This is a genomic window from Erythrobacter ani, assembly GCF_019204025.1.
Taxonomy (GTDB): Bacteria; Pseudomonadota; Alphaproteobacteria; order Sphingomonadales; family Sphingomonadaceae; genus Erythrobacter; species Erythrobacter ani.
Window position 1 is genome coordinate 430,377 of record NZ_JAGSPB010000001.1, and the last position, 23,138, is coordinate 453,514.

Consider the following 23,138-nt stretch of genomic DNA (forward strand, 5'->3'; position numbering starts at 1 on the left):
TAGCGCTATGCAACGCTGTATGGAACCTGCCGGAAGCCGTCTTCCCGATCTTCCCAGACCATCAGTTCATCTCCTGCGACGATAGCCCACAGCTTGCCATCATGCGCGGCCATTTCCCTGTCGGTTTGTGATGGCCGCGCCGCTCCGGTCGGGTGAGAATGGAAATACCCGATGATTTGAGCGCACCCTTCGCGCGCGCTGCGATGCGTATCGATCAACGCCTGTGGATCGATTTCGAAATTTGCTTGCGGGCACGTGTGGACGTTGGCTGTTTCTACCAAGGCTGTGATGCGACGATCCCCGCCTGTGAGAATACCGCAGGCCTCGCGCGGATGCGCCGCGATAGCGGCAGCCCGCATGGCTGCGATCACATCCCTTGTCACCTCGATTTCCATCGCGCATGGCTCTACCATGTCCGCGCCAGAAATCATCTCCGGAATCGTTGGCAGCGCCGGTCGGCTGGACAAGGCGCTGGCCAAAGCGACGGAGCTGTCGAGGGCGCGGATCCAGGCGCTCATCGCGGAAGAGAAAGTCGAAATCGACGACAAACTCGCGACGTCGCCCTCGCTTAAAGTCGGTGAAAACGCGCGCTTTCGCATCACTGTACCTCCAGCGGCCGAGGCCGAAGCGAAACCGCAGGACATCCCGCTCGAAATCGTATTCGAAGACGAGCACCTCGTGGTTGTCGACAAGCCCGCGGGCATGGTCGTGCACCCTGCTGCTGGCAATCCGGACGGGACACTTGTCAACGCGCTGCTGCACCATTGCGCCAAAAACGGAGGGGGCCAGCTTTCAGGCATTGGCGGTGTCGCGCGCCCCGGCATCGTCCATCGGATAGACAAGGATACATCCGGCCTGCTGGTGGTCGCCAAATCCGACGCCGCGCATGAAGGGCTTGGCGCGCAATTTGCCGACCATTCGATCCATCGGCGCTATCTGGCCGTGTGCGGGGGCATCCCCAACCCATCGAAGGGCACCATCGACGCCCGAATCGGTCGAAGCGACGCCGATCGCAAGAAAATGGCTGTGCTCGAAAAGAATTCCTCACGCGGCAAGACGGCGGTTACGCATTATACAGTTCTACAGCGTATGCATGACAGCGCGCTGATCGAGTGCAGGCTGGAAACCGGTCGCACCCATCAGGTCCGCGTTCACTGTGCGTCAATCGGCCATGCGCTACTAGGAGATCCAATCTATGGAAAAGCCCCGAAGTCGCTCAAACCGCTGCTTTCACAGCTAAAATTCGTGCGACAGGCACTGCATGCCGCCGAATTGGGTTTTCTGCATCCAATATCCCGCGAAACCGTATCTTTTCACGCGGCCACACCGCCGGATATGCAGGAACTAATCGACGAACTTGCACGTTCTAATCGATGAAAAGCACGCGCATTTCTGCGCAATTTCGCTATATGTAACTTTGTGGCCCGAAATGCCGGATGCCCATCAGGGGTCCGGTGCAGGAGGTCGACGCAAGAAAGGTTAGGGAATAAGTGAGTAAAGCCAAAACGACGGTCCCGTCCCTGAGCGGCGAGCAAGGTCTCAACCGCTATCTGTCGGAGATCAAAAAATACCCTGTGCTGACGGCTGAGAATGAGTACATGCTCGCCAAGCGCTATGCCGAACACGAAGACCCCGATGCCGCAGCGCAGCTGGTATCGAGCCATCTCAGGCTCGTGGCCAAAATCGCGATGGGCTATCGCGGCTACGGTCTGCCCGTGTCTGACCTCATTTCCGAAGGGAATGTAGGCCTGATGCAGGGCGTCAAGAAATTCGAACCCGATCGCGGTTTCCGCCTCGCTACCTACGCGATGTGGTGGATCAAGGCGAGCATCCAGGAATACATCCTGCGTTCCTGGAGCCTCGTGAAAATGGGCACCACCGCCGCGCAGAAGAAGCTCTTCTTCAACCTGCGCCGGATGAAGAAACAGCTCGAAGCGTATGAAGACACCGATCTGTCGCCCGATGACGTGACGAAAATCGCCACCGATCTCGGCGTGCCAGAGCAGGAAGTCGTCAATATGAACCGCCGGATGATGATGGGCGGCGATGGCTCGCTCAACACGCCGATGCGCAATGGTGAAGACGGCTCGGGCGAATGGCAGGATTGGCTGACCGATGACGGCCCGCTGCAGGACGAACTCGTCGCCGACGCAGAAGAGGCAGAGGTGCGCCACGATATGCTGGTCGAGGCGATGGATTCGCTCAACGATCGCGAAAAGCACATCCTCGCCGAGCGCCGCCTGACGGAAAAGCCGCAGACGCTGGAAGAGCTTTCCAAAGTCTACGACGTGTCGCGCGAACGCATCCGCCAGATTGAAGTCCGCGCATTCGAGAAGCTGCAAAAAGCAATGCAGCGCATCGCCGGCGACCGACTGCTACCTGGCGTCGCGTAAGCGCCAAGCTCAAGGTAATTCAAAGCCCTCTCCGGTTTGCGCCGGAGAGGGCTTTTTCATTTTAGTTGGCCGGTGCCAAATCCATGACCGCAGCGATCATCGCGCGCGTGCCCAGCGTTACACTTTCCTTGGGAGCGATCTTGAAGAGCGGTGAATGGTGGCTCGGCACCGCGGGCCCGCCGTTCGCTTCTGCATCGAAAGCAGCCTGCGGGGTTCCGCCCACCGCGAAATAGTAACCCGGCACGCCATACTCATCCGCGACGAAATAGGCGAAATCCTCCGCACCCATTCCGCGCTGCTCCCATGGCATCACCGCATCGGCGCCCAATTCACGCTCCATGACAGCATTGAGCCGCCGCGCGAGCTCGGGATCATTGTTGGTCACCGGCGTGCCCTCGCTGACCGTCACCTGCACCGGCAGCTCATCTGGGAGGCCGTGTGCCTTGCCGATGCCCTGAGCAATCCGCTTGATCGCGGCGTGGGTCTGTGCGCGCGTTTCCTCATCATTGGCGCGCACCGTCAATTGCAGGTCCGCGCGGTCCGAAATGATATTGTGCTTCGTTCCCGCCTGAAACGCGCCCACGGTCACCACGACCGGCTTAAGCGGGGATATCTCGCGGCTGTCGATCGATTGCAGCGCGGTCACGATTTGCGAGGCGATATAGACCGGGTCGCGGCCTCGGTGGGGACTGGCGCCGTGCGCTCCCACGCCGGGCACCATGATGTCGACGCTGTCCGCGCTCGAGTACTGGATCGTCTCGGATGCCGACACCTTGCCAGTCGGCATAACCGACGACACGTGAAACGCGAGTGCATAGTCCGGCTTGCCGAAGCGGTCGTAGAGCCCGTCTTCGAGCATCGCCTTGGCACCGCCGACACGCTCCTCGGCTGGCTGGACCACGAACATGATGGTGCCGCTCCACTGGTCTTTCATCGCTGCCAGACGCCGCGCGCTGCCAACCATGGACGTGATGTGCACATCGTGACCACAGGCGTGCATTACCGGGTATTCTTCGCCATCCTGCCCCACCTGTGTGGCGGTAGAGGCATAATCCAGGCCCGATTTCTCGACCACCGGGAGCCCATCCATGTCGGCTCGAAGCAAGATCAGTGGGCCGTCACCGTTGCGCATCATCCCCACGACGCCCGTACCGCCAACATTTTCCGTGACCTCGACACCGAGGCCGCGCAATTCTTCCGCCATACGCGCTGCGGTCCTGGTTTCGAGGAAGGAAAGCTCAGGGTTCTCGTGGAAATGCACGAACAGCGGAGCCAGATGCTCGTCGTAATCGGCCTCCACAGCTTGTGAGACGGCTTCGTCATTGGCGATTGCCGGCATGGCAAGGCTGGCGGCGACAAGCGCAATTGCGGCGGTCGCGGTACGAAGTGAGCGCATCGGTAAGTCTCCCCATTGATTCCGGTTTTGCTCTACAAAGCACGCCGCGCCGCGCTTCACAAGCAAACGCGCGATTGCGCCGATCCTACCTCGCAGATAAACGCGGCGCATGGTTATCAAGGCCGCGCGAATCCTCGCCAAGACACTCTTGCTCCTTTTCGGGTTGAGCCTGCTGCTGGTCGTCGCCTTCAAATGGCTGCCGGTCCCGGTGACGGCGACCATGCTGTTCGACGGGAACGGCATCACCAAGGATTGGGAGAGCCTCGACAACATCAATCCAAACCTGGTTGCCGCCGTGATTGCATCCGAGGACAGCAAATTCTGCGAGCATTCAGGATTCGACACCGAAGCGATCGAGGAAGCGATCAGGGAAAACGCCCAAGGCGGTAGGCAGCGAGGCGCGTCCACCATCAGTCAGCAAACCGCCAAGAACGTGTTTCTGTGGCAGGGTGGCGGATATTTCCGCAAAGGTCTTGAGGCCTATTTCACGTTCTGGATCGAGGCCGTTTGGGGCAAGCGGCGGATCATGGAGGTTTACTTGAACGTAGCCGAAACCGGTATCGGCACATATGGGGCGGAAGCTGGCGCTCGGCGTTATTTCGGGAAATCCGCAGCCAGTCTTACCGCTGATGAAGCAAGCCGTATGGCGGTCGCCCTGCCAAGCCCGAAGACCCGCTCGGTCAAGAACCCTGGCGGATGGCTCGCGCGTTACGGCAATACCATTGAGGCGCGGATGAACGTGGTCAAAGGTGACGCGCTCGATTCCTGCGTTTATGAATAGACCCGATGGGACCGGGTCACAGTCATAGTCGTAGTCATGGGGATCAAGCCGGCGGCTCGGATTGCCATGGACTGCACGATCATCACGGCCATCATCACGCGCCAAAGGATTTCGGCAATGCCTTCATCATCGGGATTGCGCTGAATTCGATATTCGTCGTGGTCGAGGCGACCTTCGGCTTCCTCTACGGTTCGATGGCGCTCGTCGCCGATGCCGGTCACAATCTTTCAGACGTGCTGGCCTTGCTCCTGGCGTGGGGCGCGAGCCTGGCTGCGAAACGGCCGCCATCCGAGCGCTACACTTACGGTTTCAAGAGCTCCACGATCCTCGCTGCTCTCGCCAATGCGCTGCTGCTAGCCATCGCCATCGGCGCGATCCTGTTCGAGACGATCCACCGACTGATGGAGCCGCAGGAGCCGCAGGGCATGGTGATGGTGATCGTCGCCGGGATCGGCATTGCCATCAATGCGGGTACGGCTGCGCTGTTCATTCGCGGGCAGGAGGACCTCAACATTCGCGGCGCGTACCTGCATATGGCTGCAGACGCGCTGGTGTCAGCTGGCGTGGTCGTTGCAGGTCTGGTCATTGTCTTTACCGGCCTTTGGTGGATCGACCCGCTGGTCAGCTTCGCCATCGTTGGAATGATCGCATGGGGGACATGGGGCCTTGCCAAGGACAGCTTGAAGCTTGGATTGCTTGCAGTTCCTGCAAGGATTGACGTGAACGAAGTGCGCGGCCATCTCGCAGGTCTGGAGGGAGTTAAGACCGTGCACGACCTGCATATTTGGCCGATGTCGACTACCGAAACCGCGCTGACGGCGCACCTTGTGATGCCAGGCGCGCCTTGCACCGATAGCTTCCTGCATGATGTCGCCCACTCGCTCCAGGATCGCTTCGGCATCAACCACGCCACGATCCAGGTCGAGCGTGACGATGGCACGCTGTGCGAGACCGGTTGCTGATGGCTGCCAAGTCCACTCCTGCTTCCACCGAAGCCCGTGAGGCCCTGCGGTCGGCCATGGTCCGTTTGGGCGAAGGCGACAGCGCGGCGCTTGAGCAGATTTACTCTGCGACGCGAGTGAAACTGTTCGGCATCTGCTTTCGTATCTTGGGCGATCAGAAGGAGGCAGAAGACGCCTTGCAGGACGTCTACGTAAATCTTTGGCAGAGAGCGGGGCGCTACGACCCCGAACGAGCGAGCCCGATCTCGTGGTTGGCGACCTTCGCGCGTAACCGCGCGATTGACCGGCTGCGCACCGGCAAGGTGCGTGGCGGCGCCGTGGCTGTCGAAGAGGCCGCACCGCTGCCCGACGCCGCGCCACTCGCCGATCAGATGATGATCGATGGCGAGCGTGCGGCGCGCGTGCACACCTGTCTCGAACAACTGGACGACCCGGCACGGTCGAATATCCGCGCGGCATTCTTCGATGGAAGCACATACGCACAATTGGCGGAGAGCGCTGACGTGCCGCTTGGAACGATGAAGAGCTGGATACGGCGCGGCATGTTGAAGCTGCGCACCTGCCTGGAGGCGGGCGAATGAGCGACGAGACCGAGATCGAACGCGGTGACGCGATGATTGCTGCAGAATATGCGCTTGGCCTCCTGCTGGAAGGCGAAGAACTGCTCATGGCGCGTGGGCGAATGGCGACTGACGCCGATTTCGCCGCCGATGTTACGCAGTGGGAAAAGCGCTTGGCGCCGCTGCTCGATGAAGTCGCACCGATGGTTCCGAGCGCGGAAGTCTGGGCCAGGATCGAGGACAGGGTCGAGGCTCAGCGTGCAGCGCAGGCTGAAGCCGAGCTTTCCGGAGGTGGCGGAGCGGCAGCGAATGTCGTCATGCTGGAACACCGCGTACGGCGTTGGCAGTGGACCGCAGCGCTGACCTCGACCGCTGCGGCAGTTCTGTTCGGTTTCATCGCGATCACGGGCAATCGAACACCGGTCATCGTGCCCGTGAATAATCCGCCGGAGCAGATCGCGGAGGCCGATCCGCTTGTGGCGCAGGTTCCGATCGGCGAAACCGGACTTCGGCTCGACGTGACCTACATACCTGAAAGCGAGCGCATGCTTGTCGGAGCCATTGGCCTGACGGCCGATGGCGTTCATGATCATGAGCTTTGGCTGGTGCCAGCCGATGGCAGCGCACTGCAATCACTTGGGGTCGTCGCTCCGGGCGAGGTGCGGAGCATGGAGCTGCCCGAGAACGTCACACGAAATATGGGCGAAGGCGTTCAGCTGGTCCTTACGCGTGAGCCGATCGGCGGGAAGCCCGAGGGCGTCGATGCCGGGCCGGTAGTGGCCGAAGGTGCGTTTTCCCAGGTCTGATCCAGCACGCCATTTGCGTAGCAGCTCCCCGCTAAATGCCGCCAGTTCATCAATCTTTTCAAAGAAATGCGGTTTTTTCGCATCCGGATCCGGCAGGCATGCGTAGCTCCACATGCAAGATCCGGGAGGGCTTGCAGACAAAGGAGAAACCAATGCCTGTAATCCCCAAGACTCTCAAATCAGCAGCTTTCGCTGTCTTCGCCGCGACAGCTAGCGTGGCTGCCATTTCAGCCGCACCAATTGCCGCGCACGATCATACCAGCAAGAGCGCACCGAACATCGTCGAAACCGCGCAGAGCACCGGCGTTCACACGACTCTGGTCGCTGCAGTGACGGCGGCCGAGCTTGCCGGGACGCTTCAAAATCCGGGTCCGTTCACGGTATTTGCGCCGACCGATACTGCTTTTGCCAAGCTGCCAGACGGAACCGTCGCGACTTTGCTTCGCCCCGAGAACAAGGGCCAGCTTACCAATGTCCTCGTCTATCACGCGGTATCCGGTTCGGTGACGTCGGCTGATCTTGCCAGCTTGATCGAAGAAAATGGCGGCGAAGCCAAGATTGACACCTTGGCCGGACAGCAATTGACGGCGCGCCTTTCCGGCGAAACCATCGTCATCACCGATGCCGCAGGCCGTGCGACCGCAGTCACGCAGGCCGATGTACAGACCTCCAATGGCATAATTCATGTCACCGATGGAGTGTTCCTCCCGGCCTGATTTGAGTTCGCTTGCTCCCGCTTCGCGTCGCTCCATCATCCCAACCCCTCCCATCCGGAGCGGCGCAATACCCACCCCGTTCGGCCCAATTCCTCCAGGCCGAACGGGGTTTCTTTAATCTCCTAAAGCAAAATCGACCGCAGCACGGGCATGCAATTGGGTCGTATCGAACAGGGGAATCGAGCTGTCGCCGGCTTCGATCAAGAGCATGATTTCTGTGCATGCCAGCGCGATGCCCTGTGCGCCGCGGGATTTCAGGTCGTCGATCACCTTGCAGTAGTATTGGCGAGATTCCTCCCGCACTTCGCCTGCGCACAATTCTTCGAAGATGATGCGATGGATTTCGGCTCGGTGCGATGGATCGGGAATCACCACATCAAGACCGTGTTCGGCGAGACGATCCGCATAGAATGGTTCCTCCATCGTGAAGCGCGTTGCCAGCAATCCGATGCTCGTGTGACCTGCCGCTTTGAAGGACTCCGCCAGAGGGTCTGCGATGTGCATGAGCGGACAGGAAATCGACGCGGCAACCTGAGGCGCGACCTTGTGCATGGTGTTCGTCGCAATGAGGATCGTTTCGGCGCCCGCGCGTTCGAGACCGGCTGCAGCATCGCCCAACATCTGGCCGAGCTGGTCCCACTCGCCCGCCCGCTGGAGCGCGGCGATTGCATCGAAATCGAAGCTGTGCATCAGGATAGGCGCGGAAACGATGCCGCCTCGCCGCTTGCGAACTTCGCGGTTGATGATCGCGTAATATTGCGCGGAGCTTTCCCAGCTCATCCCGCCAAGAATACCGATTGTTTTCATGGTCCATCCCCCGGCAACCAGCGGCGCATTCTCTTCCTGAGAAGCCGCACCAGTTCCGGGGCCATAAAGTCGTAATCGTCGGCGATATCAAGCACGACGACGCGCTTACCGTCCAACCCCGCGCAGAACTGGCCGAGCACCTTCTTGCGATGCGCATGCTCCATCACGAAGATGATGTCAGCCCATTCGATCAGTTCATCGCTGAGCGGCTCTTCGCTGTCCCTGTTAATTCCTGCGGAAAGAGTCGCGATCCCGTTTACGTCGGCAAACAGGTTCTCAGCCGTCGGGCTTCGAAGCTTGTTCTTGCCGCACACGAACAGGAAATGTCGATCGGACAAAGAGTGGCTTAGGCCGCCTCTTCCTTCTTGTCGTCATCATCGTTGGCAACGACACGGATCGGATCCTTCTGACCGGCCACAACTTCATCGTCGATCACGATTTCAGAGACGTTGTCCATATCGGGCAGGTCGAACATGGTGTCGAGCAGGATGCCCTCTACGATCGAGCGCAGTCCGCGCGCGCCAGTCTTGCGAAGGATCGCGCGTTCGGCGATCGCCTTGAGCGCGGCGTCAGTGAAAGTCAGTTCGACATCTTCGAGTTCGAACAGCTTGCGATACTGTTTCACCAGTGCGTTTTTCGGTTCCTGCAGGATTGTTACGAGTGCATCGACATCGAGGTCGTGCAACGTGGCAATCACCGGCAGACGACCGACGAATTCCGGGATCAGGCCGAATTTCAGAAGATCTTCGGGCTCACTCTTTTCGAGCAGTTCCCCGACCTTTCGCTTGTCAGGATCGGCGACGTGCGCACCGAAACCGATCGAGCGTTTCTGCAGGCGGTCAGCGATTATCTTGTCGAGGCCTGCGAACGCCCCGCCGCAGATGAACAGGATGTTGGTTGTGTCCACCTGCAGAAATTCCTGCTGCGGATGCTTGCGCCCGCCCTGCGGCGGAACGGAGGCGGTGGTGCCTTCCATCAGCTTGAGCAAAGCCTGCTGTACGCCTTCACCCGACACATCACGAGTGATCGAGGGGTTTTCGGCCTTGCGCGTGATCTTGTCGATCTCATCGATATAAACGATGCCGTGCTGCGCTTTCTCGACATTGTAGTCGCTGGACTGCAGCAGCTTGAGGATGATGTTTTCCACATCCTCACCGACATAACCAGCTTCGGTCAGCGTGGTCGCATCGGCCATCGTGAAAGGCACATCGAACGTACGCGCCAAAGTTTGGGCGAGCAGTGTCTTGCCGGTGCCAGTCGGGCCGACCAGCAGAATGTTGGATTTGGCGAGCTCAACATCGCCAGCCGCTTTGCCGGAGTGCTTCAGACGCTTGTAATGGTTGTGAACCGCGACCGACAGGTTCCGCTTCGCACTGTTCTGGCCGATCACGTAATCGTTGAGCGTTTCGAAAATCTCGCGGGGCGAAGGCACTTCGCCTTCTTTCTTGCCTGCGATACCCGCTTTCGTTTCTTCACGGATGATGTCGTTGCACAGCTCCACGCATTCATCGCAGATGAAGACGGTGGGTCCGGCAATAAGCTTGCGCACCTCGTGCTGCGACTTCCCGCAGAAGCTGCAATAGAGGGTACTTTTGCTGTCAGATCCGCTCAATTTGGTCATCCTGTTATCCTCGAATCCCTTACATGCAGGGGCATGCGCCCGGAAGGGATTCGCCAAGTGTATCTCCGACTCCAGATGAATCAACACATGGAGGCGTATTTTCGCATCGCGCAATGGGCCAAAAACCCCCATTTACGCCTCAAGGCTCGCTTCGGATAGGCCCCTGTCCCGCTCTGGGGCGGGATCAGGAGACGTCATGACGCCAGTTTATTCGGGCGCGCCGCCTGAGCCTTCCTTTTCGTCGCTCTCTTCGTTTTCCGGTCGGGTTTCGAACACCTTGTCCACCAAGCCGAATTTCATCGCTTCCTCGGCTTCGAGGAAGGTGTCGCGGTCCATCGCCTTTTCAATTTCCTTGAGGCTCTGGCCAGTATATTTCACATAAAGGTCATTCATCCGCGACTTGATACGCAGAATCTCACGCGCCTGAATCTCGATGTCTGATGCCATTCCGCGGGCCCCGCCCGAAGGCTGGTGCACCATGATACGGGCGTTCGGCAGCGCAACCCGCATGCCCGGCTCGCCAGCGGCGAGGAGGAAACTGCCCATCGATGCGGCCTGCCCCATGCACACGGTCGAGACGCGCGGCTTGATGTACTGCATCGTATCATGGATCGCCATGCCGGCAGTCACGACGCCGCCTGGCGAATTGATGTACATGCTGATCGGCTTCGAAGGATTCTCGCTTTCGAGAAAAAGCAGCTGCGCTGTGATCAGCGATGCCATGCCATCTTCGACCTGGCCGGTAACGAACACGATCCGCTCGCGCAGCAGGCGGCTGAAAATGTCGAAGCTGCGCTCTCCGCGGCTCGTTTGCTCCACGACCACGGGCACCAGTGCGCCGGTTAGGGGATCAGTCGTGAATTGGCCCTGTGAGCCATAGGTTTCGCCGGTTTCGCCGAGCAGATCGATCATGTGGGATTGTTCCTCTTGAATGTCGGAAAAGCAATGTCGGGCCCCGTGCCGCTGGATTCAAGTGCTTTAACCAATTGGAGGGCAAAACGCCGCCAGGGATTCCAGTCGCTGTGAATGCTGGCGATGTTCGTTTGGGCGAGAAGCAAGAGCGGGTAGCGGGCGCACCGCCTCAATCCATTGGCGCGCCCGCCGCCACTTGCACCACCCCCCCCCGGCACAAGCGGTGAGATACCATGGGGATGTGTTGCGAACGGACGACACATCATCAACCACGCATAAGCCTGCGTCCGGTTTTGAAACGATGCCTCCACCAAACCTTTCTCGGATCAAACGTGAACCCTTGCGACAGAGGCGGATTCGCGCGATCAGGCGGGAATGACAGCAAAACTCCTGATTTCCTCCGCTCTCACGATGTCTGCTATGAGCTTGAGCGCCGCCGCGATCGCGCAAACCGCCAGCGCCGACGAATCCGGATATCAAGGCGAGGATGCGTCGCCAGCGGCTCTTGCCGCCAAAGAATACATTGCCCGCATACAGACGCTGGATGATGCCGGGCCGCAGTTGAATGCAGTAATCATCTACAATCCCGATGCAGCGGAAGTCGCGCAGCAACTGGCGCAGACCGGACTCCTGCAAGGACGCAGCGTACTCGTGAAGGACAATATCGAGACCGCAGAATTTCCCACAACCGCCGGAAGTCTTGCGTTGAAGGGCAACGTCACCCGCCGAGACGCTCCTATGATCGCCAACCTCCGGGCAGCGGGCGGCGTCGTGTTGGGCAAGGCCAACCTGTCGGAATGGGCCAACATCCGGTCGAACGATTCGACCAGTGGATGGAGCGCGGTCGGCGGGCTCACACGCAATCCGCACGCCACGGATCGCAATGCGTGCGGGTCATCCTCCGGCAGCGGCGCTGCTGTCGCCGCAGGGTTCGCATGGGGCGCAATCGGAACGGAGACCAATGGGTCGATCACTTGCCCTGCCGCAGTCAACGGCGTGGTCGGCTTCAAGCCGAGCGTTGGCCTCGTCAGCCGTACGCATGTGGTGCCGATTTCCAGCACGCAGGATACCGCTGGCCCGATGACGCGTAGCGTTTACGATGCGGCTTTGCTGCTGAGCGCGATTGCAGGGGAAGACCCGGCCGACAGCGCCACGGTAAACGTACCGCGCAAAACTGACTACACTGCGGAACTAGCGGAAGCTTCTCTCGAAGGCGTTCGGATTGGGGTGATGCGGAACCAAGTGGGCGAACGCAATGATGTTGAGGCTGTGTTTGAAAGCGCGCTCCGTGATCTGGAGCGCGCTGGCGCTGTGCTGATCGATATCGAATTCGAGATGAACGATGCGATCTGGGAAGACAGTTTCACTGTGCTGCTGTTCGAATTGCGCGAGGAAATGGGCAAATACCTTGCTTCGATCCCTGCAATCGAAGGGCAGGAAACGCCGCGCAGCCTTGCCGACCTGATCGCTTTCAACGAGGCAAATTCTGAACAGGAGATGCGCTGGTTTGGCCAAGGCATTTTCCAGGCAGCTGAACGGACCACCGACCGCGAACGATACGAGACTGCAAAAGCGAATGCGCTGCGCATTGCAGGCGAGGAAACACTCGACACGCTATTCTCCGAAAACGACGTGCAGTTTCTCGTCGCGCCAACAAGAGGCCCTGCCTGGGTCAGCGATTTGGTGCGCGGCGACAATTTCGATGGCTCGATCGGGTTTGGCAGCCCCGCTGCGATTGCGGGATACCCGCACCTGACAGTGCCCATGGGGCACATCGAGGGACTGCCTGTGGGCGTCAGCTTTTTTGGTGCGAAGTGGGAAGATCACGCTGTCTTGAAAGTGGGGGCCGCATATGAACGCGCCCGCAGTGCCGAACTTGCGGAGCCGAATTTCCTTCCGTGGGAACCAAAGGATCAGCCTGCGGACTGATAGAGCATGGATCTGGAACCGCGCATATTGATGTTCATCATCTTCGGCGTCGGATTGATGTTGGCGGTTTCGCTTGAGCGGCGCCTTGCAAAACTATGGCTTTCTCTGCCGATCGTCTACGTGGGAGCAGGATATCTTCTCTATTCTGCGGGGATGGGATTTCCCAACATCAACCCGACGTTCGACGGGTTTGACGCGCTCGCACTGGAATACGTGACCGAATTCATCGTGATTGCCTCGCTCGCGGCGGCGGGCATCGCCATCGATCGCCCCGTCAGCTGGAAGAACTGGGGACAGATCTGGCCGCTGCTGGTCATCGCCATGCCCCTGACGGTCGCATCGGTCGCATGGCTGGGTTGGTGGGCGCTAGGATTGGCTCCGGCGAGCGCCATCCTGCTTGGTGCCGCCCTCGCGCCGACCGATCCCGTACTTGCACGCAGCGTACAGGTCGGTCCCCCGGGAGATTCCGAGCGCCACGATGTGCGCTTCAGCCTGACGGTAGAGGCCGGCCTCAATGACGGGCTAGCCTTTCCATTCACCTACCTCGCGATCGCTGCGATCGGGATGACCTCGCTCGGCATGTGGACAATCGAGTGGGCTGCCTTTGATGTCGGGTGGCGCATTGCCGTGGGCTGTCTTGTCGGCTGGGCGGTCGGACGGGCCGGTGCCTGGTATGTGTTCGAGCGCGAAGCCGACGCGCCGATGGCGGACATCGAATTGGAAGACCAGTCGGAACAAGAGGAGACGGATAAATCCGAATACTCGACGAGCGAGGGCTTGGTCGTGCTCGGGACTTTATTGAGCGCCTATGGTTTCGCTGAAATCGTTCAGGGCTACGGTTTCCTGGCGGTCTTCGTAGCCGCCGTCACGGCTCGCCAAAGCGAAAACGCCAGCCGCTATCACAAGATCAGCCATCATTTCATCGACCAGATCGAGCAGATCGTCCTTGTCGCGGTTCTGCTCGGCTTCGGAGCCATGCTAGCCAGCGGAGTGCTGGATGCGCTGACATGGCCAGCCGCCCTGGTCGGCCTCGCCCTCATTTTCATCATTCGCCCTATCTCGGGGCTTCTGGCCGAAGCGAATTGCGATCTGCCTTGGCCAGGCAAGCTTGCGGTCGCCTTCCTCGGCGTGCGCGGCATGGGCACGATCTACTATCTCGCCTATGCTCAGAACAAAGGCGAATTCGAGAATCTGGACCTCCTGTGGGCGACGGCCAGTTTCACGATCCTAGCCTCAATCGTGATCCACGGCGTCGTGGCTGGGCCCTACATCGCATTCGTGGAAGGTCGCGGGCACCACGTGCATATCGGAAAAGACAGCTGGATGGCCTCGCTCAGCCCGGACGATAGGGCTGCCACGCCGCAGGAACCGTCCAAGAAAGACTAACACCGCATTGAGAGCACAAAAAATGGCGACGGATCGCAATTAAGATCCGCCGCCATTCTTATCGAGCTTCGAAATTACTTCTTTGCCGGAGCCTTTTTCGGGGCAGGCTTTTTCGCCGCCGGTTTGGCCGCCGCTGCCTTTGCCGGAGCCTTCTTGGCAGCAGGCTTTTTCGCCGGAGCTTTCTTAGCCGCCGGCTTGGCCGTTCCGTCGGCTTTCTTGGCGGGCTCTTTTTTAGCAGCAGCCTTCTTGGCTGGCGCTTTCTTGGCCGGTGCCTTCTTCTTCGGCGCAGCCTTCGCCTTCTCGGCTTCGGCATCGTCGTCGGCTTCGATTGCTGCCTGCAATTCGTCCTGTGTCACTTCGCGTTCGGTGACTTCGGCCTTGTCGAAGAGGAAATCGACGACCTTGTCTTCGTACAGAGGTGCACGCAGCTGGGCTGCAGCCATCGGTTCCTGCTGGATGTACTGCATGAAGCGTTCGCGATCTTCCTCGCGGTATTGTTGCGCTGCCTGCTGAATCAGCATCGACATTTCCTGCGAGGTCACCTCGACATTATTGGCCTGGCCGATTTCGGAAAGTAGCAGGCCAAGACGGACGCGGCGTTCTGCGATCGCCTTGTAGTCATCCTTCTCGTTTTCGATTTCCTTGAGCGCCTGCTCGGGATTTTCATCGTTAGCAGCTTCCTGTTGAAGCTGCGCCCAAATCTGATCGAATTCGGCTTCGACCATCGTTTCCGGCACGGCAAAATCGTGTCCGGCAGCAAGCTGATCGAGAAGCGCTCGCTTCATCTGCGTGCGAGTGAGGCCAGCGGTCTGCTGCTCAAGCTGACCCTTCATGATCTCTTTCAGCTTGTCGATGCTGTCGAGACCAAGTTGCTTGGCAAATTCATCGTCGATCTTCGTTTCGGTCTCGACTTTCACGGCCTTAACCGTGACGTCGAAGGTTGCTTCCTTACCGGCGAGATGATTGGCCTGATACTCTTCGGGGAAGGTAACTGTGATGGTTTTCTCATCGCCGGTCTTCACGCCGACCAGCTGTTCTTCGAAACCGGGAATGAACGTGCCCGATCCGATGACCAGCGCGGCATCTTCCGCCTTGCCGCCTTCGAATTCCTCACCGTCGAGCTTGCCAACGAAATCGATGATGAGCTGGTTGCCGTCCGCCGCCTTCTTGGTCTTGGCTGCGTCCTTGTAGCTCTTGTTCTGGCCCGCGATGTTCTGGATCGCTTCGTCGATAGCTTCGTCGGAAACCGGAACGACCAGTTTCTCCAGCTTCAGACCGTCGGTGCTCGGCGCCTCGATATCCGGCAGCACCTCAAGCTCGACAGAAATCTCGGCATCCTTGCCTTCTTCATAACCTTCGCCGAGGTCGATTTTCGGCTGCATTGCAGGACGCAGGCTCTCATCCTTGATCACCTGATCGACCGATTCGCGGATCATGTCGTTAAGCGTCTGCGCGTGCAGCTGCTCACCGTGCATTTTCTTCACGAGATTGGCCGGTACCTTGCCCGGACGGAAACCCGGCATTTTGACCTGCGGCGCGATCTTCTTGATCTCGCTCTCGATCTTCGCGCCGATCTCGTCGGCGGTCAGGGTGATCAGATAGGCGCGCTTGAGGCCTTCGTTAATGGTCTGCTTGGTCTGCATGGGGTGTACTGGAGCCTTCTTAAGCTTGCATTCATTTGATTCGAAAGACCTTCGTTCGTGCTGAGGCCAGGGCGAGGTATTGGTGCGGGCGAAGGGACTCGAACCCCCACATCTTGCGATACCAGAACCTAAATCTGGCGCGTCTACCAATTTCGCCACGCCCGCTTGCCCAGACGAAGCCGCGCGGGAAACTCGAAAGCCCCCGCGCGCATCTGCGCTGGGCCTGTATCCTCGCTTGACGAAAAGGGCAAGCGTAGCGGCGACATTGCACGCTTGTTTCCCGCGCCGTGCCCCACTAAAGGCCCGCGGATGAGCGATAACAACACAACTGACACTCCGCCCGATCACCTCTCGGTCAATCCGCGCAGCCCGGCCTTTGATGCCGAAGCGCTGCAGCGCGGTGTCGGCATCCGGTTCAAGGACCGCGTCCGGACCGATATCGAGGAATACTCAATCTCAGAAGGTTGGGTCCGCGTGCAGGCAGGCAAGACTGTCGACCGCAAGGGGCAGCCGCTTACGATCAAGCTGACCGGCCCGGTAGAGGCGTGGTACGAAGATCTTGGCGACAATCCGCCGGTCGCGAAAAAGGACTAGTTGGGGCTCCAGCTTGCCAAGTGGCAGGTCAACCGCCACTTGCAGTGAGCTATGAAACCTCAGGTCATCATTATCGGCCGCCCGAATGTGGGCAAATCGACGCTGTTCAACCGGCTTGTCGGGAAGAAGCTGGCGCTGGTCGACGATCAGCCTGGTGTGACCCGCGACCGCCGTCTTGGAGATGCCGAGATTGCCGGATTGCAGTTCACTGTTGTCGATACTGCCGGGTGGGAAGATGACGACGATCTTACCCTGCCTGGCCGGATGCGGAAACAGACCGAGGCCAGCCTTGAAGGCGCGGATGCAGCGATGTTCGTGGTCGATGCGCGCGCGGGTCTGACACCGCTCGACAACGAAATTGCGCGGTACTTACGTGAATATGACGTGCCGATCGTGCTCGTCGCGAACAAGGCAGAAGGGTCTTCCGGCGAATCCGGCGTGCTCGAAAGCTATTCGCTCGGCCTTGGCGAGCCTGTTCCGCTTTCTGCCGAGCATGGCGAGGGGATTGCCGATCTGTTCGGTTCGCTCTGGCCGATCATCGGTGAGAAAGCGGAGGCCGCCGAAGCGGGAGCAGCGGCATTCGCAGAGGCAAATGAGGATGAAGACGCGCCGCTAGGCCCTTTGAAACTGGCTATCGTCGGCAGGCCGAATGCAGGCAAATCCACGCTCATCAACCGGATGCTCGGCGAAGACCGGCTGCTTACCGGGCCGGAAGCGGGCATCACCCGCGATTCGATTTCGATCGATTGGCAGTGGAATGATCCGAAGTCCGGTGAAACCCGTGATATCCGGATCATCGACACGGCAGGTATGCGCAAGAAGCGCAATGTGACCGAAAAGCTCGAAAAATTGTCGGTCGCCGATGCACGCCGCGCGGTCGATTTTGCCGAAGTCGTCGTATTGCTGCTCGATGCGACGCAAGGTCTGGAGCATCAGGATCTCAAAATTGCGAGCATGGTCCTCGAAGAAGGTCGCGCTTTGATGATCGCGATCAACAAATGGGACATAGCCGAGGATGCGAGCGGCCTTTTCAACGGCATTCGCGCCGCGTTGGACGATGGGCTCGCGCAGGTCCGGGGCTTGCCGCTGTTCGCTGTCAGCGCGAAGACTGGCAAGGGTATCGATGCCATGCTCGGGGCAGCCTTCGACTTGCGCGAAAGCTGGTCCAAACGCGTACCTACAGCCGCGCTCAATCGGTGGTTCGACGATGCGCTCGACGCCAATCCGCCGCCCGCACCGGGTGGCCGCCGGATCAAGCTGCGCTACATCACGCAAGCGAGCACGCGCCCGCCGCGCTTCGTTGTCTTCGGCACACGGCTCGACGACCTTCCGAAAAGTTACGAGCGCTATCTCATAAACGGAATCCGGTCGAAGCTCGGCTTTGATTCCGTGCCTATCCGGGTAACGCTCAAGAGTCCCAAGAATCCCTACAACGCCAACAAAGGCGGTGGGGGCAATTACAGCGGAGAGCGATGATGTTGGATTTGCTCGCCGCCGCCGACATCGCGACCGAATTGCTGGAGCGCACATCAAGTACCCCTGCTGTGCAGCAAGCCCTGCAATCCAGCCTCGCGCCTGCGTTTCTTCTTGTCGGCATCGGCAGCGTCATGAACGTCATGATGGCGCGGCTTACCTGGGTCGCGGGCCGGATCGAGCGTCTCGAGGCTCAGGATGAGGAAGACAGGGGGCCAAGGCACTCGGCCGAGGTAGATTGGCTGTGCAAGCGGCGCGCGCTCGCTCGTAAGGCGATCATGCTATCTTCCGCAGGTGCAGTGATCATCAGCGTCGTGATCGCGCTGCTGTTTGTCTCAACCTATATCAGCGTCCGCATTGGTACGGTGATCGCTGTCATGTGGGTCCTGACCATTGCATTCCTGATTTCGGCATTGTTTGTGTTCCTGCGCGAAACACAATTGGCGGCAGGCGGCCCGAACCGCGCCAAAAAGTAGAACCGCAATGCAAAAGGGCGGAGCCTTTCAACCCCGCCCTCGCTATCGTTGTTCGATCGTGATCGCCTATTTCAGCATTTCGACTTCGCGAAGCATGTAGGTGCCCTGGATCTTGCGGATCTTATTGTAGAGCTCCAGCACGGTCGTGTTGCCCTGATCGATGTTGGCTTTGCCGTAGGCATCGAGGAACGCCATATAGCGTTCCTTGCTCGGGCCGACAGATGCCGTGTCTGGAAAGACAACGACGAGAACCATGTTGAATTCGTTTTCGCCGTACGGAACGCCATAGATCGCGAAATCCTTGATATAGCCGAGGTCTTTCTGGACCTGGTTCGCGGCGGCCCAAGTGCTCCTCAGACCTTCGAGATAGGTCTCGAACTGACCTTCGTCGACTTTCACGAGCGTCATTTCGACGACTTCGTCAGACGGCTGATAATCCTCATAGACTTCGATATCGGCCAGTGCCGGTGTAGACATGGCTAGTGTCGCCGCGGCGAAACCGCCGGCGATGGATTTAACAAATTTGCTCATTAAACAGCTCCAAAGTTCGAAAGGTGCGACCCAATCGACTTGGAAGACGTACTTGCCCGAAAAAAACCGGCAAGACGGTTGTGTGAATAACCCCCGCTTCACGCCCCCTGGACGCACTGCTGCGCCCATGAATGCATGCTGTCAAACTTAGAGTTAACCGTCTTGTACAGATACGACAGAATGCGAAAAGGCGAGGCCGCCGAGGCCTCGCCTTTCACAATTAGTCGACAGGGTTCGCGCCTATTTCACGCCAGCGTTGGTTTCGCCTTCCCCAGCCGGATGACTTTGCAATTGCACGTAGTTCTGCAGACCCATGCGTTCGATCATGTCGAACTGGGTTTCCAGGAAGTCGACATGCTCTTCTTCGTTGGCGAGAATGTCTTCGAATATCTGCTCAGAGGTGTAATCCCGCACGCTCTTGGCATGTTCAGCCGCATCGCGCAGCAGCGGGATCGCCTCTTCTTCGAGCGCCAGGTCAGCCTTGAGGATCTCCTCAACCGTCTCGCCGACTTTCAACTGGTGAATCGCCTGAAAGTTGGGAAGCGCTTCGAGAAAAAGGATACGTTCGGCAAGCCGGTCGGCATGCTGCATTTCCTCGATGCTTTCGTGCCGCTCGTATTCGGCCAGCTTGGTAACGCCCCAATCGGCGAGGACGCGGTAATGCAGCCAGTACTGGTTGATCGCGGTCAGCTCGTTGGTGAGAGCCTTGTTGAGATACTCGATGACCTTTGCATCGCCTTTCATGGCGGTGTTCCCCTTCGCAAAAAGCCACATGGATGTGTGGCCAGACGGTGATTATGTGACACCGTATATGCGCGCTCAGCCGCCATTGAGCAAGGGGTCTAGACAAAAATGTCTTTAAGTTTCAGATGTTTGCAATCCGTTCGCAGTAGCGTGACCGAAATTCAGACTGCGACTTTTTCGCAAGAAGCGAGAGCGCGTTCCTGGTTGATGATTTCGCCAGCTTTACCAAGGCATTGGCCGCAATTGGGGCGTTTGCCGAGCGCCGCATAAGTCGCCTCGGCGTCGCCGCCATGGCCCAAAGCCGCTGTACGAAGGTCGGCTTCACGTATCGCGTTGCAAATGCAGATATACATAAGGCTAAAGAATCACTCCTGCGAAGCGTTTGCAGAGCCAAGATATGCGAATTATTCTCAATAGCAAGCGCAAAAGTTCAATTGCCCAAATCAGCGCCTGATCCGGAACAGCTTGCCGTAAGTGAGACAGCGCCACAGCCATTCGAGCGGGCCATAGCGGAACCGCTCCAGCCAGGGCTTCGACCAGAGCAAGATCAACGCGCAGGTAAGTATCGTCACGAGATAAAGCTGCGGACGGCCAAGCTCCCCGAACAATCCGAGTGCCCAGCCCTGGAATACGAACAGCATCAGGATCGAAGTGCCGAGATAATTGGTGAATGCGGCCCTTCCCGCGGCCCGCACGCGCTCGGCCAGCGCGCCTGTCCATTGACCTGAATATTCGACCAGCAAAGCCGCCAGCCCAAGCACCATCATTAACTGCGGAATCGAGCTCCAGCCGACGAAAGCCGCAAGCATCGCGTAATAGCCGAAGCCGGTGCTCTTCAGGAACAATCCGATGCCGAGGTTCAACATGCCGCCGACGATCAATCCTGCCCAGCCCCACTGGCGCATCTTGCTTGAGGCGAACTCGCCGCTGAAGAACCCCAGACGGTAAAGTGCGACGCCGAGCAGCATCAGCGGGAACGTTTCCAGAGCAAAAATCAGCACATTTGCGATAGGGTCGGTGCCATGTTCGTTGGCGCGGTGGGAGAGTACGCCGGGGTAGTCGCCCGATCGGATCAGCGCGGTCTCGACTTCCGCATCGGCGAGCGCGGATGTCTGCGCAGATAACATCCCTTCACGAGCCTCGCTGAATTGAGGCTGCTGACCCAAGGATGTTTCGGCAATCAGGTATGGAAAGGACAGAATCGCCGAATAGACCAGAGCGCCGAACACAAATCCGATGAGGCCGGTAAAGAGCTGCGCCTTCGCGCTCCATTTCAGGCACGGCACGACCAGAAAGCCGATGATCGCATAATAAAGCAGGATGTCTCCGGCCCAGATGAGAAAGTAATGGATCAGGCCAAAAAGCAGCAGGATCGACAAGCGCCACATCTGCCGCCACCGCGTACCGCCCCGATCCCACGTCCTCTCCATGAACAGGTACAGCCCCGCACCGAAAAGCAGCGTGAAAAGCCCGCGCATCTTGGAATCGATCAAGACGAACTGCGCTACGAGCAACCAATCGGATAACGGGCCATGCTCCGTCAGGAACGCGTCTGGATACATGTAAGCCTGAAACGGCTGGCCGAAAGCCACGATATTGGCCGCCAAGATGCCCATCACGGCGAACCCGCGGATGAAATCCAGACTGTGAATGCGCTCGCCTGCGGTCACTGGCGCGACAGCGCCTTCACCTGTGCGCTCGGTTTTTGCCGCCTGCTGCGCATTAGGCAGATCCGGCGTCGGCGCTGTAGTCATATGCGATCCCCAATGTATCCCGTCTTCGGATCGTAGCAGCAGTTCGCTTGAGAAAAAGAGCGTTAATGCCTTGCACGGCAGTTTGCCAAGACGATCAAGCCGCGGCGATCGCCGCTCCGTAATGCGTCAGAACAATTGGCCGCTTCTCCGTGCCTGTCCCCCGCCGGCCTTGCACCGCAGGTCAGCACGGTGCCGCCAACGTTAACCCAAAATTAGGGGTAGTCTGCGATCCCAGTCTCACTCAGCCGCAATCGAGCGGCAGAAGCAGTTTTAATTGGCGGTCTTAAATAGGGGGACCTGGCGTTGCGTGTACTTGCTTTGGCATCGCAGAAAGGCGGATCGGGGAAAACGACCCTTTCCGGACATCTGGCCGTACAGGCTCAGCGCGCGGGCGCTGGTCCAGTTGTACTCATTGATATCGATCCGCAGGGGTCGCTAGCCGATTGGTGGAACGAGCGTGAAGCGGAATATCCCGCTTTCGCCCAGACTACAGTATCACGGCTTGCGAACGATCTTGCCGTACTGCGTCAGCAGGGCTTCAAGCTTGCTGTGATTGATACACCACCGGCCATTACAATGGCCATTCAGTCGGTGATCGGCGTTGCAGAGCTGATCGTTGTACCGACGCGGCCCAGCCCGCACGATCTGCGCGCCGTCGGCGCGACAGTCGATCTATGCGAACGCGCTGGCAAGCCGCTGGTGTTCGTCGTGAACGCGGCCACACCGAAAGCCAAGATTACATCGGAAGCCGCCGTCGCGCTGTCGCAGCACGGTACCGTGGCCCCGATCACACTACACCACCGCACCGATTTTGCGGCATCGATGATCGATGGCCGTACGGTTATGGAAGTCGAGCCCGAGGGTCGCAGTGCAGCGGAAATAACCGCGCTATGGAAATACATCTCGGACCGCCTTGAAAAGAACTTCCGCAGAACCGTTTTTGCCGCCCCTCCAGGAGGAGGACAGGCCCAGGCTGTTAACGCCGGACGCGCAGCTGGTGGTTTCGGCCGCCGGGTCGCCCAGTAAGGAGCGCCCAGCGTGATGTCCGAAGCCAGCTTCGCCTCGCTCAACCCGGCTCTGCTCGCACGCAAAGGCGGCGCGAAACCCGCAATGCGTCCGCAGCTTGCACCGATGCCTCAGGATCCGGCGGCCATGGCCGCCCTCGCCGACGAGCAACTTGAAGATCTCGGCTGGAATGACATGGGTCAGGATGATGCCGACACTTCGATCATTGCCGGGCCGAGCGACACCGCCGATATTTTATCGATTGCATCCAGAGCTGCGAACGAGGACGGCTCGATCGGCAAAAGCCCGATCGTACGCCGCCAGCAAAAGGACCTGTCCGATCGCATCCTCGCCAATGCCGTGATGGACAGCGTCGGCGCCGAACATTTCGGTGAACTGCCGAAAGCTGCGCCCAAGAGCAAATCGGTCGGCAAGAAAGCCAAGGCCGCCGTAAAAAGCGGTAAGCGCGCAGCATTCACCCTGCGTCTCGACGCGGAACGACACCTCAAACTGCGCCTTGCATCCACGATGCAGGGCATCAGCGCACAGGCGCTGGTGACGGAAGCGCTCGACACGATGCTCGAGCAATTCTCAGAACTTGATGCGCTCGCCGAGCGCATGAAACCCAATTGAAGCTAACTGCCAGTCA

General features: G+C 59.1%; 25 protein-coding genes and 1 tRNA gene. 14 read left to right on the top strand and 12 right to left on the bottom strand.

Annotation, left to right across the window (positions count from 1 at the left end; genetic code table 11):
- Window positions 1–5: 5 nt before the first annotated feature.
- Window positions 6–431 (bottom strand): M67 family metallopeptidase, encoded by a 426-nt coding sequence (locus tag KCG45_RS02095; protein WP_255547906.1) that lies wholly within the window; start codon window positions 429–431, stop codon window positions 6–8.
- Here KCG45_RS02095 and KCG45_RS02100 point away from each other — a divergent pair.
- Together KCG45_RS02100 and rpoH are read left to right on the top strand one after the other, a co-directional pair.
- On the top strand, window positions 412–1,377 hold the full coding sequence (locus KCG45_RS02100; RefSeq protein ID WP_218315484.1) for an RluA family pseudouridine synthase: 966 nt from the start codon (window positions 412–414) through the stop codon (window positions 1,375–1,377). The genes KCG45_RS02095 and KCG45_RS02100 overlap by 20 nt on opposite strands.
- 113 nt (window positions 1,378–1,490) lie before the next feature.
- On the top strand, window positions 1,491–2,393 hold the full coding sequence (gene rpoH / locus KCG45_RS02105) for an RNA polymerase sigma factor RpoH (protein WP_218315485.1): 903 nt from the start codon (window positions 1,491–1,493) through the stop codon (window positions 2,391–2,393).
- 61 nt (window positions 2,394–2,454) lie between these two features.
- Here rpoH and KCG45_RS02110 read toward each other — a convergent pair whose 3' ends face one another.
- Window positions 2,455–3,789 (bottom strand): amidohydrolase, encoded by a 1,335-nt coding sequence (locus KCG45_RS02110; protein ID WP_218315486.1) that lies wholly within the window; start codon window positions 3,787–3,789, stop codon window positions 2,455–2,457.
- Window positions 3,790–3,898: 109 nt separating this feature from the next.
- Between KCG45_RS02110 and mtgA the strand changes: the two genes are divergently transcribed.
- The 5 genes from mtgA (at window position 3,899) to KCG45_RS02135 (ending at window position 7,614) form a co-directional block, all read left to right on the top strand.
- Window positions 3,899–4,570, top strand: a complete 672-nt coding sequence (mtgA, locus tag KCG45_RS02115; RefSeq protein ID WP_218315487.1) for a monofunctional biosynthetic peptidoglycan transglycosylase — start codon at window positions 3,899–3,901, stop codon at window positions 4,568–4,570.
- 5 nt (window positions 4,571–4,575) lie between these two features.
- Entirely contained in the window at window positions 4,576–5,532 is a 957-nt protein-coding gene (locus KCG45_RS02120; protein WP_218315488.1) for a cation diffusion facilitator family transporter, read from the top strand.
- On the top strand, window positions 5,532–6,113 hold the full coding sequence (locus tag KCG45_RS02125; RefSeq protein ID WP_218315489.1) for a sigma-70 family RNA polymerase sigma factor: 582 nt from the start codon (window positions 5,532–5,534) through the stop codon (window positions 6,111–6,113). Before KCG45_RS02120 ends, KCG45_RS02125 begins: the two co-directional genes overlap by 1 nt.
- Complete coding sequence (locus KCG45_RS02130; RefSeq protein WP_218315490.1) at window positions 6,110–6,898, top strand: anti-sigma factor; 789 nt, start codon at window positions 6,110–6,112, stop codon at window positions 6,896–6,898. Before KCG45_RS02125 ends, KCG45_RS02130 begins: the two co-directional genes overlap by 4 nt.
- A gap of 152 nt (window positions 6,899–7,050) precedes the next feature.
- Window positions 7,051–7,614 (top strand): fasciclin domain-containing protein, encoded by a 564-nt coding sequence (locus KCG45_RS02135; RefSeq protein WP_218315491.1) that lies wholly within the window; start codon window positions 7,051–7,053, stop codon window positions 7,612–7,614.
- 114 nt (window positions 7,615–7,728) lie between these two features.
- Here the strand turns inward: KCG45_RS02135 and KCG45_RS02140 are convergent, their stop codons facing one another.
- The 4 genes from KCG45_RS02140 to KCG45_RS02155 all read right to left on the bottom strand — a co-directional run bounded on the left by KCG45_RS02140 (window position 7,729) and on the right by KCG45_RS02155 (window position 10,954).
- Window positions 7,729–8,421, bottom strand: a complete 693-nt coding sequence (locus tag KCG45_RS02140) for an aspartate/glutamate racemase family protein (protein ID WP_218315492.1) — start codon at window positions 8,419–8,421, stop codon at window positions 7,729–7,731.
- On the bottom strand, window positions 8,418–8,759 hold the full coding sequence (locus KCG45_RS02145; RefSeq protein ID WP_218315493.1) for a low molecular weight protein tyrosine phosphatase family protein: 342 nt from the start codon (window positions 8,757–8,759) through the stop codon (window positions 8,418–8,420). Before KCG45_RS02145 ends, KCG45_RS02140 begins: the two co-directional genes overlap by 4 nt.
- A gap of 8 nt (window positions 8,760–8,767) precedes the next feature.
- Complete coding sequence (gene clpX / locus KCG45_RS02150; RefSeq protein ID WP_218315494.1) at window positions 8,768–10,042, bottom strand: ATP-dependent Clp protease ATP-binding subunit ClpX; 1,275 nt, start codon at window positions 10,040–10,042, stop codon at window positions 8,768–8,770.
- A gap of 207 nt (window positions 10,043–10,249) precedes the next feature.
- Entirely contained in the window at window positions 10,250–10,954 is a 705-nt protein-coding gene (locus tag KCG45_RS02155; protein ID WP_218315495.1) for an ATP-dependent Clp protease proteolytic subunit, read from the bottom strand.
- 375 nt (window positions 10,955–11,329) lie between these two features.
- Between KCG45_RS02155 and KCG45_RS02160 the strand changes: the two genes are divergently transcribed.
- Together KCG45_RS02160 and KCG45_RS02165 are read left to right on the top strand one after the other, a co-directional pair.
- Window positions 11,330–12,883, top strand: coding sequence for an amidase (locus KCG45_RS02160; RefSeq protein WP_218315496.1), 1,554 nt, complete (start codon window positions 11,330–11,332; stop codon window positions 12,881–12,883).
- Window positions 12,884–12,889: 6 nt separating this feature from the next.
- Complete coding sequence (locus KCG45_RS02165; RefSeq protein ID WP_218315497.1) at window positions 12,890–14,269, top strand: cation:proton antiporter; 1,380 nt, start codon at window positions 12,890–12,892, stop codon at window positions 14,267–14,269.
- Between the two features lie 74 nt (window positions 14,270–14,343).
- On the opposite strand, the gene tig is transcribed toward KCG45_RS02165, so the two are convergent.
- Together tig and KCG45_RS02175 are read right to left on the bottom strand one after the other, a co-directional pair.
- On the bottom strand, window positions 14,344–15,912 hold the full coding sequence (gene tig / locus KCG45_RS02170) for a trigger factor (RefSeq protein WP_218315498.1): 1,569 nt from the start codon (window positions 15,910–15,912) through the stop codon (window positions 14,344–14,346).
- Between the two features lie 80 nt (window positions 15,913–15,992).
- Window positions 15,993–16,077: transfer RNA gene (locus KCG45_RS02175), tRNA-Leu, on the bottom strand.
- A 144-nt stretch (window positions 16,078–16,221) separates the two neighbouring features.
- Here KCG45_RS02175 and KCG45_RS02180 point away from each other — a divergent pair.
- Genes KCG45_RS02180 through KCG45_RS02190 form a run of 3 tightly spaced genes read left to right on the top strand, consistent with a single transcriptional unit; the run spans window position 16,222 to window position 18,455 of the window.
- Complete coding sequence (locus tag KCG45_RS02180) at window positions 16,222–16,506, top strand: DUF3297 family protein (protein WP_218315499.1); 285 nt, start codon at window positions 16,222–16,224, stop codon at window positions 16,504–16,506.
- 51 nt (window positions 16,507–16,557) lie between these two features.
- A complete protein-coding gene (der, locus tag KCG45_RS02185; RefSeq protein ID WP_218315500.1) occupies window positions 16,558–17,982 on the top strand; it encodes a ribosome biogenesis GTPase Der in 1,425 nt (474 codons plus the stop codon).
- Window positions 17,979–18,455 (top strand): DUF2721 domain-containing protein, encoded by a 477-nt coding sequence (locus KCG45_RS02190; protein ID WP_218315501.1) that lies wholly within the window; start codon window positions 17,979–17,981, stop codon window positions 18,453–18,455. The genes der and KCG45_RS02190 overlap by 4 nt, the downstream gene beginning before the upstream one ends.
- A 66-nt stretch (window positions 18,456–18,521) precedes the next feature.
- Here the strand turns inward: KCG45_RS02190 and KCG45_RS02195 are convergent, their stop codons facing one another.
- The 4 genes from KCG45_RS02195 to KCG45_RS02205 all read right to left on the bottom strand — a co-directional run bounded on the left by KCG45_RS02195 (window position 18,522) and on the right by KCG45_RS02205 (window position 21,484).
- The gene (locus tag KCG45_RS02195; RefSeq protein ID WP_218315502.1) at window positions 18,522–18,986 is read right to left on the bottom strand and encodes a hypothetical protein; all 465 of its coding nucleotides are present in this window, start codon (window positions 18,984–18,986) and stop codon (window positions 18,522–18,524) included.
- Between the two features lie 240 nt (window positions 18,987–19,226).
- Window positions 19,227–19,730: a bacterioferritin gene (bfr, locus tag KCG45_RS02200; RefSeq protein ID WP_218315503.1), complete on the bottom strand. Its 504-nt coding sequence runs from the start codon at window positions 19,728–19,730 to the stop codon at window positions 19,227–19,229.
- 161 nt (window positions 19,731–19,891) lie between these two features.
- Complete coding sequence (locus KCG45_RS15665; RefSeq protein WP_255547907.1) at window positions 19,892–20,083, bottom strand: (2Fe-2S)-binding protein; 192 nt, start codon at window positions 20,081–20,083, stop codon at window positions 19,892–19,894.
- 90 nt (window positions 20,084–20,173) lie between these two features.
- The gene (locus KCG45_RS02205; protein ID WP_255547908.1) at window positions 20,174–21,484 is read right to left on the bottom strand and encodes a DUF418 domain-containing protein; all 1,311 of its coding nucleotides are present in this window, start codon (window positions 21,482–21,484) and stop codon (window positions 20,174–20,176) included.
- A 303-nt stretch (window positions 21,485–21,787) separates the two neighbouring features.
- On the opposite strand from KCG45_RS02205, the gene KCG45_RS02210 reads away from it, so the two are divergent.
- Together KCG45_RS02210 and KCG45_RS02215 are read left to right on the top strand one after the other, a co-directional pair.
- Window positions 21,788–22,510: an AAA family ATPase gene (locus KCG45_RS02210; RefSeq protein ID WP_218315504.1), complete on the top strand. Its 723-nt coding sequence runs from the start codon at window positions 21,788–21,790 to the stop codon at window positions 22,508–22,510.
- Between the two features lie 15 nt (window positions 22,511–22,525).
- Window positions 22,526–23,122 carry a type II toxin-antitoxin system HicB family antitoxin gene (locus KCG45_RS02215; RefSeq protein ID WP_218315505.1) on the top strand — a complete coding sequence of 199 codons (597 nt, stop codon included), beginning with the start codon at window positions 22,526–22,528 and terminating at the stop codon, window positions 23,120–23,122.
- Window positions 23,123–23,138 lie beyond the last annotated feature (16 nt).

Excerpts from the sequence above, each read along its gene's own strand:
- KCG45_RS02100 (WP_218315484.1), top strand. The coding sequence starts at position 412 with ATGTCCGCGCCAGAAATCATCTCCGGAATCGTTGGCAGCGCCGGTCGG.
- KCG45_RS02095 (WP_255547906.1), bottom strand. The coding sequence starts at position 431 with ATGATTTCTGGCGCGGACATGGTAGAGCCATGCGCGATGGAAATCGAG.
- KCG45_RS02110 (WP_218315486.1), bottom strand. The coding sequence starts at position 3,789 with ATGCGCTCACTTCGTACCGCGACCGCCGCAATTGCGCTTGTCGCCGCC.
- mtgA (WP_218315487.1), top strand. The coding sequence starts at position 3,899 with ATGGTTATCAAGGCCGCGCGAATCCTCGCCAAGACACTCTTGCTCCTT.
- KCG45_RS02120 (WP_218315488.1), top strand. The coding sequence starts at position 4,576 with ATGGGACCGGGTCACAGTCATAGTCGTAGTCATGGGGATCAAGCCGGC.
- KCG45_RS02125 (WP_218315489.1), top strand. The coding sequence starts at position 5,532 with ATGGCTGCCAAGTCCACTCCTGCTTCCACCGAAGCCCGTGAGGCCCTG.
- KCG45_RS02130 (WP_218315490.1), top strand. The coding sequence starts at position 6,110 with ATGAGCGACGAGACCGAGATCGAACGCGGTGACGCGATGATTGCTGCA.
- KCG45_RS02135 (WP_218315491.1), top strand. The coding sequence starts at position 7,051 with ATGCCTGTAATCCCCAAGACTCTCAAATCAGCAGCTTTCGCTGTCTTC.
- KCG45_RS02140 (WP_218315492.1), bottom strand. The coding sequence starts at position 8,421 with ATGAAAACAATCGGTATTCTTGGCGGGATGAGCTGGGAAAGCTCCGCG.
- clpX (WP_218315494.1), bottom strand. The coding sequence starts at position 10,042 with ATGACCAAATTGAGCGGATCTGACAGCAAAAGTACCCTCTATTGCAGC.
- KCG45_RS02155 (WP_218315495.1), bottom strand. The coding sequence starts at position 10,954 with ATGATCGATCTGCTCGGCGAAACCGGCGAAACCTATGGCTCACAGGGC.
- KCG45_RS02160 (WP_218315496.1), top strand. The coding sequence starts at position 11,330 with ATGACAGCAAAACTCCTGATTTCCTCCGCTCTCACGATGTCTGCTATG.
- KCG45_RS02165 (WP_218315497.1), top strand. The coding sequence starts at position 12,890 with ATGGATCTGGAACCGCGCATATTGATGTTCATCATCTTCGGCGTCGGA.
- tig (WP_218315498.1), bottom strand. The coding sequence starts at position 15,912 with ATGCAGACCAAGCAGACCATTAACGAAGGCCTCAAGCGCGCCTATCTG.
- KCG45_RS02180 (WP_218315499.1), top strand. The coding sequence starts at position 16,222 with ATGAGCGATAACAACACAACTGACACTCCGCCCGATCACCTCTCGGTC.
- der (WP_218315500.1), top strand. The coding sequence starts at position 16,558 with ATGAAACCTCAGGTCATCATTATCGGCCGCCCGAATGTGGGCAAATCG.
- KCG45_RS02190 (WP_218315501.1), top strand. The coding sequence starts at position 17,979 with ATGATGTTGGATTTGCTCGCCGCCGCCGACATCGCGACCGAATTGCTG.
- KCG45_RS02195 (WP_218315502.1), bottom strand. The coding sequence starts at position 18,986 with ATGAGCAAATTTGTTAAATCCATCGCCGGCGGTTTCGCCGCGGCGACA.
- bfr (WP_218315503.1), bottom strand. The coding sequence starts at position 19,730 with ATGAAAGGCGATGCAAAGGTCATCGAGTATCTCAACAAGGCTCTCACC.
- KCG45_RS15665 (WP_255547907.1), bottom strand. The coding sequence starts at position 20,083 with ATGTATATCTGCATTTGCAACGCGATACGTGAAGCCGACCTTCGTACA.
- KCG45_RS02205 (WP_255547908.1), bottom strand. The coding sequence starts at position 21,484 with ATGACTACAGCGCCGACGCCGGATCTGCCTAATGCGCAGCAGGCGGCA.
- KCG45_RS02215 (WP_218315505.1), top strand. The coding sequence starts at position 22,526 with ATGTCCGAAGCCAGCTTCGCCTCGCTCAACCCGGCTCTGCTCGCACGC.